The sequence below is a fragment of the Peribacillus sp. FSL E2-0159 genome, assembly GCF_038643155.1.
Taxonomy (GTDB): domain Bacteria; phylum Bacillota; class Bacilli; order Bacillales; family DSM-1321; genus Peribacillus; species Peribacillus simplex.
The window spans coordinates 4,575,959-4,592,851 of record NZ_CP152053.1; the positions used below are offsets into that span (position 1 = coordinate 4,575,959).

15 protein-coding genes are annotated in these 16,893 nt (G+C 42.6%); 2 read left to right on the top strand and 13 right to left on the bottom strand.

All coding sequences use genetic code 11. The features are described 5' to 3' along the window. Window positions 1-9: 9 nt before the first annotated feature. From NYE63_RS22370 to NYE63_RS22395, 6 genes are all read right to left on the bottom strand, one after another. Window positions 10-1,377: an aspartate aminotransferase family protein gene (locus tag NYE63_RS22370; RefSeq protein WP_342602760.1), complete on the bottom strand. Its 1,368-nt coding sequence runs from the start codon at window positions 1,375-1,377 to the stop codon at window positions 10-12. Between the two features lie 70 nt (window positions 1,378-1,447). Further along, entirely contained in the window at window positions 1,448-1,678 is a 231-nt protein-coding gene (locus tag NYE63_RS22375) for a ferredoxin (protein ID WP_342602761.1), read from the bottom strand. Window positions 1,679-1,691: 13 nt separating this feature from the next. Continuing rightward, window positions 1,692-2,555, bottom strand: coding sequence for a putative beta-lysine N-acetyltransferase (gene ablB, locus NYE63_RS22380; protein WP_342602762.1), 864 nt, complete (start codon window positions 2,553-2,555; stop codon window positions 1,692-1,694). Window positions 2,556-2,620: 65 nt separating this feature from the next. Beyond that, window positions 2,621-2,887, bottom strand: a complete 267-nt coding sequence (locus NYE63_RS22385) for a YokU family protein (protein WP_179891117.1) — start codon at window positions 2,885-2,887, stop codon at window positions 2,621-2,623. A 2-nt stretch (window positions 2,888-2,889) separates the two neighbouring features. Further along, complete coding sequence (ablA, locus tag NYE63_RS22390) at window positions 2,890-4,332, bottom strand: lysine 2,3-aminomutase (protein WP_342605850.1); 1,443 nt, start codon at window positions 4,330-4,332, stop codon at window positions 2,890-2,892. Window positions 4,333-4,595: 263 nt separating this feature from the next. Then, window positions 4,596-6,077, bottom strand: coding sequence for a sigma 54-interacting transcriptional regulator (locus tag NYE63_RS22395; RefSeq protein ID WP_342602763.1), 1,482 nt, complete (start codon window positions 6,075-6,077; stop codon window positions 4,596-4,598). A 162-nt stretch (window positions 6,078-6,239) separates the two neighbouring features. On the opposite strand from NYE63_RS22395, the gene NYE63_RS22400 reads away from it, so the two are divergent. Further along, window positions 6,240-6,761, top strand: coding sequence for a GNAT family N-acetyltransferase (locus NYE63_RS22400; protein ID WP_342602764.1), 522 nt, complete (start codon window positions 6,240-6,242; stop codon window positions 6,759-6,761). Between the two features lie 146 nt (window positions 6,762-6,907). Here the strand turns inward: NYE63_RS22400 and NYE63_RS22405 are convergent, their stop codons facing one another. From NYE63_RS22405 to NYE63_RS22435, 7 genes are all read right to left on the bottom strand, one after another. After that, a complete protein-coding gene (locus NYE63_RS22405) occupies window positions 6,908-7,846 on the bottom strand; it encodes a peptidoglycan-binding protein (protein ID WP_342602765.1) in 939 nt (312 codons plus the stop codon). Window positions 7,847-8,365: 519 nt separating this feature from the next. Further along, the gene (locus NYE63_RS22410) at window positions 8,366-9,019 is read right to left on the bottom strand and encodes a 3-oxoacid CoA-transferase subunit B (RefSeq protein WP_342605851.1); all 654 of its coding nucleotides are present in this window, start codon (window positions 9,017-9,019) and stop codon (window positions 8,366-8,368) included. 11 nt (window positions 9,020-9,030) lie between these two features. Then, complete coding sequence (locus tag NYE63_RS22415) at window positions 9,031-9,726, bottom strand: CoA transferase subunit A (RefSeq protein ID WP_342602766.1); 696 nt, start codon at window positions 9,724-9,726, stop codon at window positions 9,031-9,033. A 32-nt stretch (window positions 9,727-9,758) separates the two neighbouring features. After that, window positions 9,759-11,144 (bottom strand): GntP family permease, encoded by a 1,386-nt coding sequence (locus NYE63_RS22420; RefSeq protein ID WP_063232438.1) that lies wholly within the window; start codon window positions 11,142-11,144, stop codon window positions 9,759-9,761. Window positions 11,145-11,927: 783 nt separating this feature from the next. Beyond that, window positions 11,928-13,598, bottom strand: coding sequence for a sigma 54-interacting transcriptional regulator (locus tag NYE63_RS22425; protein WP_342602767.1), 1,671 nt, complete (start codon window positions 13,596-13,598; stop codon window positions 11,928-11,930). A gap of 64 nt (window positions 13,599-13,662) precedes the next feature. Further along, on the bottom strand, window positions 13,663-14,838 hold the full coding sequence (locus NYE63_RS22430) for an acetyl-CoA C-acetyltransferase (RefSeq protein ID WP_342602768.1): 1,176 nt from the start codon (window positions 14,836-14,838) through the stop codon (window positions 13,663-13,665). Beyond that, the gene (locus tag NYE63_RS22435; RefSeq protein ID WP_342602769.1) at window positions 14,835-15,782 is read right to left on the bottom strand and encodes a 3-hydroxyacyl-CoA dehydrogenase family protein; all 948 of its coding nucleotides are present in this window, start codon (window positions 15,780-15,782) and stop codon (window positions 14,835-14,837) included. Before NYE63_RS22435 ends, NYE63_RS22430 begins: the two co-directional genes overlap by 4 nt. 255 nt (window positions 15,783-16,037) lie before the next feature. Between NYE63_RS22435 and NYE63_RS22440 the strand changes: the two genes are divergently transcribed. Further along, window positions 16,038-16,814, top strand: a complete 777-nt coding sequence (locus tag NYE63_RS22440) for a 3-hydroxybutyrate dehydrogenase (RefSeq protein ID WP_061464627.1) — start codon at window positions 16,038-16,040, stop codon at window positions 16,812-16,814. The last annotated feature ends 79 nt before the right edge of the window (window positions 16,815-16,893 follow it).

The window sequence follows — 16,893 nt, forward strand, 5'->3', positions numbered from 1 at the left end:
CCGCTCCTCCTAAATAGCCTGCATGTCCTCAATCAAACCTTCCGCGTGCAATTCTTGCTGCAACTCTTCGAGGGAAGCTTCGAGTATCTTGACGAGGCGATCGATTTCTTCATTCGTAATGATTAATGGCGGAGATAGGATAACCGCATCGCCAGCGATTCCTTCAATCGCACCGGCGGCAGGATAGATTAACAACCCCTTCGCAAAAGCCTTATTGACAAGCCTTGTAGTCAGGCCTATTTGCAAGTCAAATGGTGTTTTTGAAATCCGATCTGAGACAAACTCAAGCCCAAGGAGCAGCCCTTTCCCTCTTACATCACCAATGATGTCGAATTTCTCAGCCAATCCTTGCAGCTTCTTAAACAGATATTGACCTTTCTCTTCCGCTGCCTGAACCAGGTCATTTCCCTCAATGTAGGAAAGCACTTCCAATGAAACGGCCGCAGATAGAGGGTTTGCACTATATGTGTGTCCAGCCATGATGGATTTCGAGCCTTTTAAAATGGGCTCCATGACACGGTCAGTAACCATTGTGGCTGCCATTGGAGTATAGCCTGCGCTCATTCCTTTACCCAATGCGATGATATCCGGAGTGACTCCCCAGTGTTCCATCGCGAACATTTTTCCTGTCCGTCCGATACCCGTCATTACCTCATCGGCAATAAAAAGAATGTCATAGTTTTCGCAGATTTCCTTAATCCTTTGATAGTAGCCATCCGGCGGTGTTACAGCACCAGCGGATGCCCCGATTATGGGTTCTGCAATGAAGGCAGCGATATTCTCGGAGCCGACCCTTTGAATGGCTGTCTCCAGTTCATTTGCACACTGAAGCTTGCATCCGGAAGTTTCATTATTATAAGGACAGCGATAACAGTAGGGAGCCGAAATGCTAGGGAAATCCTCCAATAGCGGAACAAAACGCTTTCTTCTTGGTACATGGCCGGACATCGATAAAGCACCCATCGTGATCCCGTGATAACTCGTCCACCTGGAGACGATGCGGTTTTTTCGCTCAAACCCCTTTTCTTGCCAATGTTGAATCGCGATCTTCATCGCCGTTTCGGTCGCTTCCGACCCACTATTCACGAAAAATGACCAATTCAAATCCCCTGGAGCCAACTCACTTAGCTTTTTGGCCAAAGCCTCTGCGGCTTCACTCGTAAAATGAGACCTATATGCAAAAGAAACTTTGCGAGCTTGCTCCGTCATTGCCTCGACAACATCTACTACACCATGGCCAATACTTGCTGTGACCGCTCCTGATGATCCATCTATATACTGATTTCCATCAATATCATAAAGATAAATTCCATTCCCATGAGAGATAGTGGGATAGTCATGATCTAAAGTAGGTTTAATCAAATAATTGCGTGTCATGTCATCTCTCCTTTTAACGTTCGTACCCACAGTGCATTATTCTATTAATCAATTAATTTCCAGAACCAGTTTACCAACTAAAAGGCTCATCCTGAATCAGGATGGATTCTGTAGGGCAGCCTTCCATGGCATCTTGCATGTCATCATGCAAGATCTCAGGAACTTCGGCAATTCCCTGATTATCGTCCAAGATGACGAAAGCGATCCCTTGATCATCATAGTCATAAATCTCAGGACCAGTTGCACCGCATGCCCCGCACGCAATACAGGTGTCTTTGTCAACCCATGTGTATTTAGCCATAGAAACAATCCTCCTACTTGATGGATAAATCTTTACCCCAAATATTCATGTCCTCATACTTATCCCAAATATTGCAATTCTTCGTTAACCTGCCTCCATATTCATACCCCAGCTGATGAAAGACTGCGTTCATGCCCATTGACAATGAACGCGCTAATGAATAAGAGCAATAAATGTTTTTCCTGAACAATTCTTGTTCCAATGCGGAGATGAGCACCTTCATGAAACCATGTTTTCGATGTTGGGGAATCGTTGCACAGTCCGTTAATTCAGCATTGTGATACATCTCATTCACTTCAGCGGATGCAGCACTCACGATGGTTCCTTCATATTCGATAACACTAAAGATCGTGCCTTCCTCCATCACTTTCTTGATATATCGCTCATCATTCATCGGTGTAGGATAGGTTTCAAAAATGGCACCATATAAATTCGCCAGCTCTTGTGCATCTTTCTCCGTAGCAAACCGGAGGATATAATCCTCAGGTATTTGCTGAGATTCCATCACCCTAGGAATCCGGCTAACATCTTGGATGACTTTATCTTCCTTGACCCAAAAGTCGCTAGTTCGCCTTTCATCCGTTAAATAGAAGGCCATGCAATAGGCATCATTCCCTTTGAAATACTTGCTCAATATGCCTTCCAGCATGAATCCTTGACCCAATGCCGCTGATAAATCTTCATTTCTGGCTTTAAGTATCACTTTAGTGAAGCCCTGCTCCTTTGCGATGGCAAGGGCCCGATCAATCGCTTTTTTGATATTTCCCCGATAATCATCCATGCGTAAGCGCTGATTGGCATGATCATGATAGAGTTCCATCGTATAACAATCCCCAGTCTCCGCTTGGGTGAAAAAAGGCATCTTTTGAACAGGCATTATGTACCCCCCTTATTTAAAGAATTCGGGAGAAGAGATGCATATCATCCGCTTCTCCCGGCATTCTATTTCCAATTGAATAATTTTTTGATAGGTGCCTGAAGAAGCTGATCATACGTGAACTCGTTAGGATATTCACTCACATCATAGATGGATAAGGCTTCATCCACCTTTTGATTCATCGAATCGGACACATAGATTCCACACTCAGGACAGTTCACGGCCGGAACTTGAAGGACTTTTATTGATCGTTTCCCGTCAGGCATGATCCAGTAACAATCCTTCTTTTCACTTTCTTCCACGTTCGGGGCGTTGCACCACAAGCAATCCATCTTCATTCCTCCTTGCCTTCAGATTTAACAGAACCACTAACGGCCATGGCGTTCTTTTTTTCTTGGGCTAACCTTAATTTTTCCTTCATTTCATCCCGTTTATCACGGCGATCCTTCAAGGAAGCATGTTCGTCAGTGATTTCATACGCTTTTCTCTTGTCCAGACGACGAAGGCCTTCTGGCACCAAGTTGAATTTCTCGTCCGTCATGAGAGCTGAAATCCCGACGGCTTCTTTCCTATCCGCAGTACCATACACTTCATCAAAGTAAGCATCTGCACTGCCGGCAACATAATTCTTCGGCTCCGGATAGCTTGTGATAACTCCTTCAAAGTTCCGTAAAACGACTTTATCCGGACTTTGCGAAAGAAGGTAATTCGGAGTCAAGGCAATCTTTCCGCCTCCGCCAGGGGCATCCACCACAAAGGTAGGCACTGCATATCCTGATGTATGGCCGCGCAGCGCTTCAATGATTTCCAATCCTTTTGAAACTGGCGCCCGGAAATGGCCAATCCCTTCAGATAGATCACATTGATAAATGTAATAAGGTCTTACCCTTGCTTTTACACAGTCATGCATAAGCTTTTTCATGATATGTACACTATCGTTGATTCCAGCCAGGATGACTGCCTGATTACCAAGCGGTACGCCTGCCATCGACAGCATATCACATGCTTTTTTCGCTTCATCCGTCAGTTCAAGTGAATGATTGAAATGTGTATTCAACCAAACCGGATGATACTTTTTCAGAATATTACATAAATTTTCCGTAATCCTCTGCGGGAAAACGACCGGTGCACGTGTTCCGATCCGAATGATTTCCACATGCGGGATGGCACGTAAGTTACTCAATACGTATTCAAGGATCTTATCATTGATCAGCAGGCCGTCTCCGCCAGAGATCAGCACGTCCCTCACTTCCGGAGTGTTCCGGATATATTCAATCGCCCCGTCAAGCTGCTTCTTGGGAACACCCATGCCAACCTGACCTGAGAAACGGCGTCGAGTACAATATCTGCAGTACATGGAGCATTGGTTCGTTACAAGGAATAGAACGCGATCCGGATATCGATGCGTCAATCCTGGAACAGGGGAATCCTCATCCTCATGCAGCGGATCCTCCAAATCATATCTAGTCTTGTTCATTTCTGCCGAAAGCGGTACCGACTGCAAACGAATCGGACAGCGAGGATCATCGGGATTCATCAAAGAAGCATAATAAGGCGTAATGTTCAACGGAATCGTTTGAGTCGAAATCCGGACTCCTTCTTCTTCTTCAGGTGTCAGGTTGACTACCTTTTTCAAATCATCCAGTGTTTTAATCGTATTGGTCAATTGCCAGAGCCAATCATTCCACTGCTCTTCCGTTACATCCTTCCACAATTCGATATCATTATAATGCCTGCGTCCACCTAGGTATTCATTATGTTTTACATCCAATCCCATCAAATTCATTTAAAATGCCCCCTTTATTCTTAGAACTTATATATATACTCTCGCAAGAATGATGCCAACATGAATAACATGTAAAACATAAGCAAAAAGGGACAAATCGAGCTTAAAATCGCAAGAAATTTTTCAATACGCATAATTTTTTGCAGCCAGATTATTTGCGCCAAGCAAAAAAAAAGAGGGCCTCTTTATACAAGAGCCCTCTTTAAGTTACAACCATGATCAAGAAAGTGACAGCGTTTCCAAAAAATCTGAATTTACTTGAATTCCTTCGATCCTGCCGTATAAACTTTTTCAATGCCGTACTTGTTTAACTTATATTGCAGTCCCTGTCTTTTAATATTGAGTGCTTCTGCCGTTTTGCTGATATTCCCGTTATATTTCTCGAACATATTGATGATCATTTCCCTTTCCATTTCTTCAAGAACGACAGGTAAATCAATCTTGTTTTTCAATGGGGAAGGATGGCTCTGCGCATTTGCTGCAGCATAATTTCCTGAAGGGAAAAGATAAGCAGGAAGATGATGTTCATCAATCAAATCTTCCCCTGCGTCCATGACATTAAAGGTTAACTCGATGGCATGTCCCAGTTCACGAATGTTCCCGGGCCATGGATATTGTAGAAGCCGCTGCATCGCCTTTTGGCTGATCCCGCGCACTTCCGAAAAAAATGATTTGTTGAATTTTTGAATAAAGTGATTAACTATTTCCGGAATATCCGTTTTACGCTCCACAAGTGAAGGCATTTGGATTGTCACGACATTCAGGCGAAAGAATAAATCTGAGCGAATGATTCCCCGGTCCAACGCCTCTTCTGGAGAAATGTTCATCGCAGCAATGATTTTCACATTTACCTTTTGCTCCTTCGAACCTCCAACACGGCGCACCTCACCTTCCTGAAGCACTCGGAGCAATTTTGCCTGCAGACCGAGGTCGAGGCTATTCAGCTCATCAAGGAAAAGGGTACCGCCATTTGCTTGCTCAAAAATGCCCATGCGATCCATCGCTCCGGTAAAAGCACCTTTCGTCGTGCCGAATAGCAGCCCCTCCATCAATTCCTTTGGAACAGCCGCACAGTTTTGCGCGATGAAAGGCTGATTTCGTTGAGCACTTACATTATGTATACTTTGCGCGACAAGTTCCTTCCCTGTCCCTGTTGGTCCATAAATCATAACCGGGGAATGTGTACGGGCCGCTTTTTTTGCCAATGAAATGGCTTGCTGAAAAGCAGGGCTATTACCGATCAAATCACTAAAATGATAGGTAGCCGTCCCTTCAGAGAACTTAGTTTTCTTATGTGTCTCGGCCAGCTGGGAACGCAAATCGACAATTTGGTCGTACATATTCATGACCTTCGTAATATCCTTTGCGATTTCCACTGCCCCAATAATTTCACCATCCTCATACAAAGGATACGTACTATTGATGGACGTTATCTTTTTCTCCTTTAAATTGACATATGTTTGAATGGATTCAATTGTTTCATTGCCTTTTTCCAATGCTACATTCAGCGTACTGGATTCATCAGTCAATGAAGGATAAAGCTGAAAAATATTTTCCCCCAGCACCTGTTCACGATCAAGCCCGTCGATATGTGCCATCATTTCATTGTAAAATACCGTGTCCCCATCTTTATTCACAATATGGACACCCACATTGATCACATTCAATATCCATTCAAATTGAGTGGAAAACTGATTTACTGAAGATTTCATTTCTTCATCTCCGTTCTCTGTCATTTGATAGAATCACCTGTAAATTATAGCATTTAATGGGAAACATTCATCTCTTTATTCTTATTAAAATCAAACTTCCATACAAAGGTAATAGAATAATAAGTTCAAAAAAAGGAATCTCGCATTATGCCAAGAAGATTATATTAGAAAATATAAAATTTAGGGGTGAGTCGGATTTCAGAGCGAAGCAAAGAACCTAAAATAGAAATTAAGCCGTGGGAAGATAAAGACCTTGAATTGCTTTTTCAACTAAATGCCCCAGCAATGATGGAACATCTTGGCGGACCAGAAAGTAATGAACAAATCATGAAACGCCATCAACGGTACCTACAGATTGGAGATAAGGGGTGCATGTTTAGCATCAACACGTTTCCAGAGACAGAGGCAGCCGGTTCCGTTGGCTACTGGCAAAAAGTCTGGAACGATGAAAATGTGTACGAAATCGGTTGGAGCGTCCTCCCTTCATTTCAAGGTAAAGGAATCGCATCTCATGCCGTGAAGGCACTGATAGAGAAAATCAAAGCCGAACGAAAATACAAATACATTCACGCATTCCCTTCGATCAATAATCCTGCATCAAACGCAATTTGCCGCAAGCTCAAATTCAACCTCATCTCCGAATGTGAATTCGAATACCCGCCAGGGAGCTTTATGCAATGCAATGATTGGTGCTTGGAACTGGAATGAATTCTTTAGATAAATAGCGGATTTGTGTAGGAAGGATTATTCCGGGATAAGTCGAATTATGCCAGGTTTAGGTGAATTATTTCCCGGGAAAGTCGAATTATTCCCAGAGCAGGACGGATGGCATCCTATCCGCCATCATTTTTCATTCACATTAGATGTTTAGTGTTTCTATCAAGCAATTCATTCCATGTTTCTTGATCTGCAATCTTATCAGCAGAAATCTTACTTGCCTTTTGGTATTGAAATAATGCCGCCTCGGTTTTTCCCCCGAAATCTCCGTCAATGGGCCCGGGGTTAAATCCTTCCATATATAGCGCTGCTTGCAGAATCCATGTGATATTGCCTGCAGCTCCTCTCTTTATCGTTACGATTGCATTCTCGGTTTTAGGTCCCCATTTTCCATCGACAACTAGCTTTTTATTGAATTGCTTATTCAGCTCCGTTTGTAAACCTTTTATAAGGGCCCACCGAGTTTTAAGACCATAAAACCCATCCCCCTCAATATTCGTTTTATATCGGCTATTTAACGTATTTTGTATCGAAATTATATGACTATCTCCTTTGCTGGTCTTCGGCATTTCCATTTTTTCTAATTTGAAGGTAAGGTGAGGTTCTTTTCCTGCTTGTAACTGTGAATAAGATAACCCGCCTGTCATCTCCAAATGGGGATAATCCTTGAATGAACTCCAATCCCCGCCCCATTTAAATCCTAAATCCTTACCTATGGCAGCCACGCGCTTCCACTTTGAATTCACTGTCCATATTGCTCTCTTGCCATCATCACTCACAATGAAAAAATCAATAGCAAGTCCAAAATTATGATAGGATTGCCCTGGCTTAGCTTTCGTCACTATAGGTTTAGCTAGATTACTATAGTTTTTTCCATTATATCTATAAACTCGTCCTTGACCATAAAGCGCGGCTTGTTCTTCCAAAGAGCGATGGCCAGCACTTATCTGTACAGTGATCCCTTCAGTATAAGCATGTTCCACCATTTCCAATGCTGATGCCTTCACCACAGGATTCATCCCTTTGCCCATCTTCTTCACTGATCGATCCAATAATGTTCGTAATGCTACCGACAATGTACTCCCTCCTTTTAAGGTCCCATCAGACTTTATATAAGCCTATTTAATGGAAAAGTAGCATGGTTGGAAAATTTTTATATTGCTGATTTTTAAACCAAATAAAAGAGACCACATTTTGAGGTCTCTTACAGTAGATATACTCGATAAAAATTGATTTTGCCTACAGTTTTTTTTGATGGGCTGTAAATTTCGAATGTTTTCATCGGAACGTAAGGCACTCGCTTTCCGCGGGCAGTCCGGGAGCCTCCTCGGCGCTCTTTACGCCTGCGGGGTCTCCCTTGGACACGCTTTTCCCGCAGGAGTCTCGCACCTTCCGTTCCAATCAACTTTGTTATAATATTGAATAAAACCCCTTTTTTCTATAGTCTGAAACGACATTTTTCGGTCTTGCATAACCCCCCCCTGTTAGAATTTCCCCAACTTATGACATCATTAACAAAAAAATAGACTGCTTCCGTTCGCCCGTTTGCGAATGAAAGTAGTCTAATAATGAATTATTTTATTAATCTCTTTAACTTACGCTCTAATTTCAATAGAGGGGCTTATTGTAAAGTCAGCCTCTGTTTTACTTTTCACTTCATCAAGTGTTATGCCATTTTGCAATTCTATCAATTCCATGCCAGCTTCTGTAAATTGAAAAACAGCCAGTTCGGTAATCAGGCAATGGACGACTTTCTCCCCCGTCAATGGCAAGGTACAGTTCTTTTTCACTTTGGATTCCCCATGCTTGTTCACATGGTCCATAATGACAACAATTCGTTTTGCGCCTTGGACGAGGTCCATCGCTCCTCCCATTCCTTTTACCATCTTCCCTGGAATCATCCAGTTTGCCAAGTCCCCATTTTCGGAAACTTCCATCCCGCCTAAAATGGCTAGATCGATGTGGCCGCCGCGAATCATCGCGAACGATTCAGCGCTATCAAAAAATGATGCCCCCGATTTTGCCGTTACTGTTTCTTTTCCTGCATTAATCAAATCTGGATCGACTTGATCCTTTTGTGGATAAGGTCCGATTCCGAGTAAGCCATTTTCCGATTGAAGCATGACATTAAAGTCATTTGGAATCATGTTGGCAATTAAGGTAGGCATTCCAATCCCTAAATTTACACACATACCATCTTTGATTTCTTTAACGGCCCGTTCTAAAATTAGTTGTCTAGTCATTCGAATACTCCTCCTTTTTATGCGTTAGCAGTTGTAAGTCTTTCGATTCGTTTTTCATAGTCATTTCCTACAAGCACTTTTTGTACATAAACCCCTGAAGTATGAATTTCATCTGGATCGAGCTCACCTGTACCCACAAGCTCCTCCACTTCGACAATCGTGACTTTCCCTGCGGTGGCAACGACAGGGTTAAAATTCCTTGCGGTTTTCCGATATACAAGATTACCGAAATGATCTGCTTTCCAGGCTTTTACAAAGGCAAAATCTCCGACGATTCCTTTTTCCATAATGTATGTTCGGCCATCAAACTCTTTATGTTCTTTACCTTTTGCGACTTCCGTTCCTACTCCTGTAGCTGTATAAAAGGCAGGAATTCCCGCTCCTCCCGCTCTTAACCGCTCGGCCAGCGTTCCTTGGGGAACTAGCTCGACCTCCAGCTCACCACTTAAAAATTGCTGTTCAAATAACTTATTTTCCCCTACATAAGAAGCGATCATTTTTTTGATTTGTTTGTTTTCAAGCAAAAGACCCAGACCCCAATCATCGACACCACAATTGTTGCTGACGATCGTCAAATCCTTTACACCTTTGTTACGCAATGCAAAGATTAGTTTTTCTGGAATTCCACTTAATCCGAACCCGCCAACGATAATGGTTGCTCCATCCTCGATTTGTTGAATAGCGCTATCAAAAGATGTTAATAATTTACTCATTTTCCATCATCTCCATTCTTAATACTATTCTATTAAATAAACAGTGAAGTTGCAAAAGCTATGATGAACACGGTCACTGTTTTCAAAACTGTAATCGCAAAGATATCCTTGTAAGATTGACGATGTGTCAGTCCAGTAATGGCAAGTAAGGTAATGACCGCACCATTATGCGGCAGCGTATCCATTCCGCCAGATGCCATGGATGCAATTCGATGAAGCATTTCCGGAGTGATTCCGACACTTTGGGCCAACTGCAAATAGTGACCTCCCATTACTTCTAACGCAATCGAAAGTCCACCAGATGCAGATCCGGTAATCCCTGCCAGCACATTGACGGCAATAGCTTCGGATACGAGTGGATTTCCGCTTGCATTGAACACCCAGTTTTGAATGACCGAGAATCCAGGAAGCGTTTTCACCACATTCCCAAAACCAACTTCAGATGCGGTATTGAATATGGCAAGCAATGATCCCATTGCAGCAGCTGTTAAGCCACTTGCCAATTTGACCTTGATACGTCCAACATTCAGAAGCATCGCTGCAATAATACCGATAGTCAGTGCAACAATCAAAGACCAGGATGAAGTGACTGTGCTTACATCGGCAATGTTGAAAGTCTCCTTCAACATCGATGCATCATACCAGTGCTTAACCGAAATGGCACTGCGGCTGAAAGCAAAATTAAATGCTACGACAAGGATTAGCGGTACAATGGACAGCCAAAAGTTAGGCAGGTTTTGCTGTTCTGCACTTTCTGGTTCATTAATATGTCCTTCCCCGTAGCCTTCACCATTTGCCAGCGCTTGTTTACGACGACGTTCTAACCAGAGCATTCCTCCAGTGAATACCATGATCGCACCAATAATCCCCATTATTGGAGCAGCATAGGTATCTGTTCCGAAATAATTCGTTGGAATGATATTTTGAATCTGAGGTGTTCCAGGAAGGGCATCCATCGTATAAGTGAAAGCACCCAATGCTATCGTTCCCGGCAATAATCTCTTTGGAATGTCTGCTTCTTTAAAAATTGCCGCTGCGAATGGATAAACGGCGAATGCCACTACAAAGAGTGAAACCCCGCCATATGTCAGCGCCGAACAGGCCAGCACTACAGCAAGTATAGCCTGCTTTGAGCCTAGTGATTTTACGATGGTCTTGGCAATGGATGCAGCTGCACCGCTCATCTCCATGACTTTTCCAAATACGGCCCCTAATAAAAATATCGGGAAAAACGCTTTTATATAGTTAGCCGCAAACGTCATATATGTCTCTGTATAGCTCGGCAGCAAATGTCCACCGGATAAAATGACCGCCAATAAAGTAACAATCGGCGCTATAATAATGACCGGATAGCCCCGGTAGGCTAAAAAGATTAAAAGTCCCAGCGCCACAACAATGGCTAATATTTGAATCACCAACTCAATTCCCCCTTTTCTCCCCTTGCCCCAAAATTATTTCGGAAGCCTTTAAATAGAACTATTACTCTCCTAAATTCCACATTTTTTTATCTTTCCGCTTTTACCATCCAAGCCTGCCTTCCCCAAGTCAAGCTGAATGATCTTCCTAAGCGCTTCCTAATTATTGATAACGCTTTCAACAATTGCTGAATTACGAAATCCCTTCTCATTTTACGTGGAAACACAATCTAAAATGACAGATAGGCCATTCACTAAATTAATTATGCAATTATTGTGCCAACTTAAATAGAATGAAAAATCTCATCTTTTAAAGCCTTTTCAAACATTTTATTTCCCTTACAAAAACTAAAACCCCTTAAAACTGTCAAGGTTTCAGTACATATACGTATAAACTTCAAAAAAGTGTAAGCCTTTTCTTACAACATTTAAATTTCCTCTCGTTTTATGTACGGATTTCCTAACACACTCAAATATTTGCTAGTGAAAAACATGCACTAATGTACCTACTGTTTTTTGGAGGGGGTGTTTAAATTAAACATTGCGTTCGCTTCAGGTACTCGCTTCCCAATCTACTGGACTGTTTTTTATAGAAAAAACTGTAGGTCGGTCTCATCCTAAACCATGATTAAGACAAGGTTTTACTTCATTGTTTTTTTATAAAACCCTCATTGGATTTCTGAAAACACCTTGAACGTTTTTAAAATAAAAAAACTGCAGGCAAACTCGACTTTCTTCGAATTTGTCTACAGTCTGAACCCTATGGCAAAAGGGTACTTTCTACATTTATAAACCATATTTATTCATTTTTTCATACAGTGTTGTTCGACTCACTCCGAGTCTCTTTGCCGTTTCTGATTTATTACCAGAAGTCATTTCCAAACATGAAACGATTGCAGCCCGTTCAGTTTCATCCATTACTTCAGCTAAAGTGCGGATCGATACTGATTCTTTATGACCCGTTATTTCTTTAGGGAGATGCTTGGAACGTATCATTTCCCCTTCTTCAACTATATTCATTGCGCGTTCAATGATATTCTCCAACTCACGAATATTACCCGGCCATTTATAAAGACGCAACAGCCGTAAAGCTTGATCACTCATCCCCGTTACGCGTTTTTTCATGAGGTTCTGGTACTTTTCAACAAAATGATTTACCAGTATTTCAATGTCCTCCTGTCGTTCCCTTAAGGAAGGAACCTGGATTTGCAAGACCTTCAATCGGTAATACATATCAAGTCGGAATTCCCCTTTCGAGACCATTTCCTCCAGATTACGGTTCGTTGCAGCGATTACCCGTACATCAATCGGAATGCTTCCCGTCGAACCGACCCTCTCAATCTCTTTTTCTTGTAAAACACGGAGCAGCTTCACCTGCATATGCAGTGGCAGTTCACCGATTTCATCCAGAAAAATCGTTCCGCCTTCAGCCGCTTCGAACTTCCCTGCTTTTCCGCCTTTTTTTGCACCAGTGAAAGAACCCTCTTCATAGCCAAATAGCTCTGACTCCAGCAGCTCTGCCGGGATGGCGGCACAGTTCACTTTGACAAACACACCCATGGCCCGTCTGCTGTCATTATGAATGGAATGGGCAAATAGCTCCTTACCTGTTCCGCTTTCGCCCAAAATCAACACATTCGAGTCGCTTTTAGCGGCAATTTTGGCTTGTCCTTTTACTTCCATGAAAGCAGGACTTCTTCCCATTAAATGATCAAACGTATATGAGGCCTTGTTTCTCTCACGAAAATCGCCTTTGTACTTTTTCAGCTCTACTTCAAGTGAATTTATCCGCTTGGAAAGAGCGGTAAATTGCCCGACATTCTTAAAAAGAATCTTCCCGACCGCTCCTATTAACTTACCTTGTTTCCTTATCGGGGAGCGGGTCGCAATTATATAATTATCTTTAATTTTTTGTAATTCAGCGACCTCTTGCTTGCCAGTTTTGGCGACCACATGCATACGGGTGTTTTCAATGACCTCCGTTACATGTTTCCCTATGGAGCTTTCCTGATCGACGCCAAGAAAATCCGCATAAGCGTGGCTCAGCATTTGGACATACCCTTCCGTATCGACCATCACCAAGCCGTCATAGGCAAATTCGATAATATCCTTAAACAGAAGTTCTTCATGATTATCGATATTAAGAAAATCACTTTTATTATTTGTAAATAACAGGAGATAAATCTGATACTCCTCATCACCCATTTGAATGATGGCTTTTCTGACAATTCCATTATTATCATTCAAACGGATCGGAGTATTTACAGCTGGCACAAGATTTTTTTCAATAATCAAATTTATTTGCAGATCAAATTCATTCTCAGCAAAAGCCTCGGATAATACGCGATTGCAGAGAACGATTTCTGTTTCGTTTTTCGTTACCAAAACACCGAAAGGCAATTCTTCCAAAATCGCTTTCACTAATTCCAATTGAATAGTTTTATTATCGCTGGCCATCCCTATTCTCCTTAACCCGTCTGAAGTTTCCTCCATTATATCATAGGAAAATGAGCCCAAGTCATTACCGTTCCACAATCAGCGCAGTTCCCTGTCCGCCGCCAATACATAATGTGGCAAGGCCGGTCTTTGCATCCCTGCGCTTCATTTCATACAATAAAGTCACTAAGATCCGGGCACCGGAAGCACCTACCGGATGACCCAGGGCAATCGCACCGCCATTTACATTTACTTTCTCCGGCTTCAGTTCAAGGTCTTTAAGCACGGCTAGTGACTGTGCCGCAAAGGCTTCATTCACTTCCATCAAATCAAGATCATCTATTGTCATGCCCGCTTTTGCCAAAGCTTTTCTTGTCGCAGGCACAGGACCGTATCCCATGATTTTCGGATCAAGCGCGGCATTTGCATATGACTTAATGGTTGCTAAAGCTTCCAGTCCCAGCTCGTCCGCTTTCTCTTTAGACATCAGGACTAACATCGCACCCCCATCATTGATTCCGGATGCATTTCCTGCCGTAACCGTTCCATTTTCCTTAAAAGCAGGACGCAGCTTCGCTAGCTGGTCGATCGTCAGCCCATGACGCGGGTGTTCATCTTGGTCCACCAAGACCGTCTTTCCTCTGCGTTTATATTCAACAGGTACGATTTCATCTGCAAATCGTCCTTCAAGCTGTGCCTTTTCAGCCTTCAGTTGGCTATCTAAAGCAAATTCATCCTGCTTTTCACGGCTGATTTCCCACTGCTCGGCGATATTCTCCGCAGTCACGCCCATATGATATTGGTTAAAAACATCCGTTAAGGCGTCATATGTCATGGAATCGACTGCTTCGGCATTACCCATTTTCTGTCCAAAACGATAATTTGGAAGTAAATATGGAGCATTGCTCATGCTTTCAATCCCCCCGGCAAGAATCACATCAGCATCACCAAGGGCAATGAATTGCGCTCCCATTATTACCGTACGGAGGCCAGATCCGCAAAGTTTATTAATGGCCATGGCCGGCGTTGTTTCCGGAATCCCTGCATGAATCGCAACCTGACGTGCCACATTTTGCCCTAATCCAGCAGATAGAATATTCCCAACCAATACCTCATCGATCATGTCAGCCGAGATATTTGCCCGCTTAATCGCTTCCTTAGCTGCCACAACTCCCAAGTCAACCGCTGAAACATTGGCAAGACTGCCTCCAAACGCACCAACTGGTGTTCTTGCTGCCCCTACAATCACTACTTCTCTCATAATACTTCCTCCTTCTCCATTTTTAATTTTCCCAGTTTAATAAAATTACGGTCCCTCTCATTGATTTTCTGAGAAACGGTAGATTCTTCATACGTAAAAATCCCTTCCCCCGACTTCGTCCCAAGCATTCCCTTAGCCACCAAATCACGAATCAAATCCGGTGCTTCCTTACTCTGATCCAATACCGGTGAAACATTATCAAGTACGCTCTGCCATGTATCCAGTCCGCCAAAATCAGCAATCTCGATCGGCCCAGTAAATGCCCATCGAAAACCTGGTCCAGCCGTTATCGCTGTATCGATATCCTCAGCATCGGCAACGCCCTCTTTTAATAGATAAAAAGCTTCGCGCATCAAGGCAGTCTGGAGACGATTGGCAATGAATCCTGCTATTTCTTTTTTCAAGAGAATCGGTGACTTGCCGATTTTACGCATTAAATCCATTGTCGTCTTGACGATTTCCGGCTTTGTTTCGTCATGCTGAACAATTTCAACCAATGGAACCAAATGGCCAGGATTAAAGAAATGCGTGTTGACCATTCTGTCCGCAAACGAGGCTTTCTCCATCAATTGAGAAATTGGAAAGGTTGATGTATTGGAAGCAACAATGGCATCCGGTTTGATTATTTTCTCCATTTGCTCATATAGATTTAACTTCAACTCGATGACTTCCGGAATGGCCTCAATGATAAAATCTGCATCCCTTACTGCCCCTTTTAAATCTACGCTATATGTAATATTCGCTAAAGCGCCTTGCTTTTCCTGATCAGTCAAAACCCCTTCCTCAATGAGCAGTGATAGATTCTCAGAAATTCGATTTTGGGCATGGTACAGCAACTCTTCCTTTATATCGTTAATGGTGACAAAATACCCGCTAACTGCAAAAGACTGAGCGATCCCACTTCCCATCACACCTGAACCGATAATGGCTATTTTTTTAATCATCCAGCTTCCCCTTTCCGTTTTAATTACCTGTATTTACTCACATTTTATTCATGCAATATCTGTGCCAACGATAAGGGGAAATAAAATTCTTTTTTTATCTTGAAAATCATGATAGACTCTTACTCATTAACCTAAACCATATTTTTAAAACCTTCCCTTTATATTTCCAATGGAGCTTACCTTGTGAAATATTCCCTGATTACGACATAAAATGACAGACCTGGACCATTACATTTTTTATTGGAGGAATGTAATATGGTTAAAGATAAAGTAGCAATAATTACCGGATCTGCTAGAGGAATCGGCTTTGAGATTGGAAAGATATTTGCTGAAAATGGCGCAAAGGTCGTTTTGTCCGACCTTGATCAAAACACAGTTGAAAAAGCTGCTTTAGACCTAAGGAACAAAGGCTTGGAAGTTATCGGCTTAAAAGCAGACGTGACAAGTGAAGAGGATATTATCCAACTAATCAAACAAGCTAAAGACAAATACGGACGAATAGATATTTTCATCAATAACGCAGGCCTTCAGCATGTTGCTCCAATTGAAGAGTTTCCAACTGAAAAATTCGAACTGATGATCAAAATCATGCTGACCGCCCCATTCATTTCAATTAAGAACGTTTTGCCCATCATGAAAGAACAAGGCTTCGGCAGAATCATCAACATCTCTTCCATTAACGGTCTAATTGGATTTGCCAACAAAGCAGCGTACAATAGTGCCAAACACGGTGTAATCGGATTGACGAAAGTCGCCGCCTTGGAAAGCGCCTCTTTTGGCATAACCGTCAATGCCCTTTGCCCAGGATACGTAGACACACCTCTCGTCCGCGGTCAACTGGAGGATCTGGCGAAAACAAGACAAGTACCACTGGAAAGCGTTTTGGAAGAGGTCATCTATCCGCTTGTCCCGCAAAACCGCTTACTTGATGTAAGTGAAATTGCCGACTACGCCATTTTCCTCGCAAGCGACAAAGCACGGGGCATCACAGGCCAGGCAGTCGTGTTAGATGGCGGATATACAGCTCAATAAAAGGAAAATTCATCTGCAAAAACCCCGATTGAATGACACCAAAAATGGTGCTCTTTATTCGGGGTTTTCTGTTTGTAAG

Coding starts and splice junctions, on each gene's coding strand:
- NYE63_RS22425 (WP_342602767.1), bottom strand. CDS start 13,598: ATGGCCAGCGATAATAAAACTATTCAATTGGAATTAGTGAAAGCGATT.
- NYE63_RS22435 (WP_342602769.1), bottom strand. CDS start 15,782: ATGATTAAAAAAATAGCCATTATCGGTTCAGGTGTGATGGGAAGTGGG.
- NYE63_RS22430 (WP_342602768.1), bottom strand. CDS start 14,838: ATGAGAGAAGTAGTGATTGTAGGGGCAGCAAGAACACCAGTTGGTGCG.
- ablA (WP_342605850.1), bottom strand. CDS start 4,332: ATGGGATTGGATGTAAAACATAATGAATACCTAGGTGGACGCAGGCAT.
- NYE63_RS22395 (WP_342602763.1), bottom strand. CDS start 6,077: ATGACAGAGAACGGAGATGAAGAAATGAAATCTTCAGTAAATCAGTTT.
- ablB (WP_342602762.1), bottom strand. CDS start 2,555: ATGCCTGTTCAAAAGATGCCTTTTTTCACCCAAGCGGAGACTGGGGAT.
- NYE63_RS22370 (WP_342602760.1), bottom strand. CDS start 1,377: ATGACACGCAATTATTTGATTAAACCTACTTTAGATCATGACTATCCC.
- NYE63_RS22415 (WP_342602766.1), bottom strand. CDS start 9,726: ATGAGTAAATTATTAACATCTTTTGATAGCGCTATTCAACAAATCGAG.
- NYE63_RS22440 (WP_061464627.1), top strand. CDS start 16,038: ATGGTTAAAGATAAAGTAGCAATAATTACCGGATCTGCTAGAGGAATC.
- NYE63_RS22375 (WP_342602761.1), bottom strand. CDS start 1,678: ATGGCTAAATACACATGGGTTGACAAAGACACCTGTATTGCGTGCGGG.
- NYE63_RS22385 (WP_179891117.1), bottom strand. CDS start 2,887: ATGGATTGCTTGTGGTGCAACGCCCCGAACGTGGAAGAAAGTGAAAAG.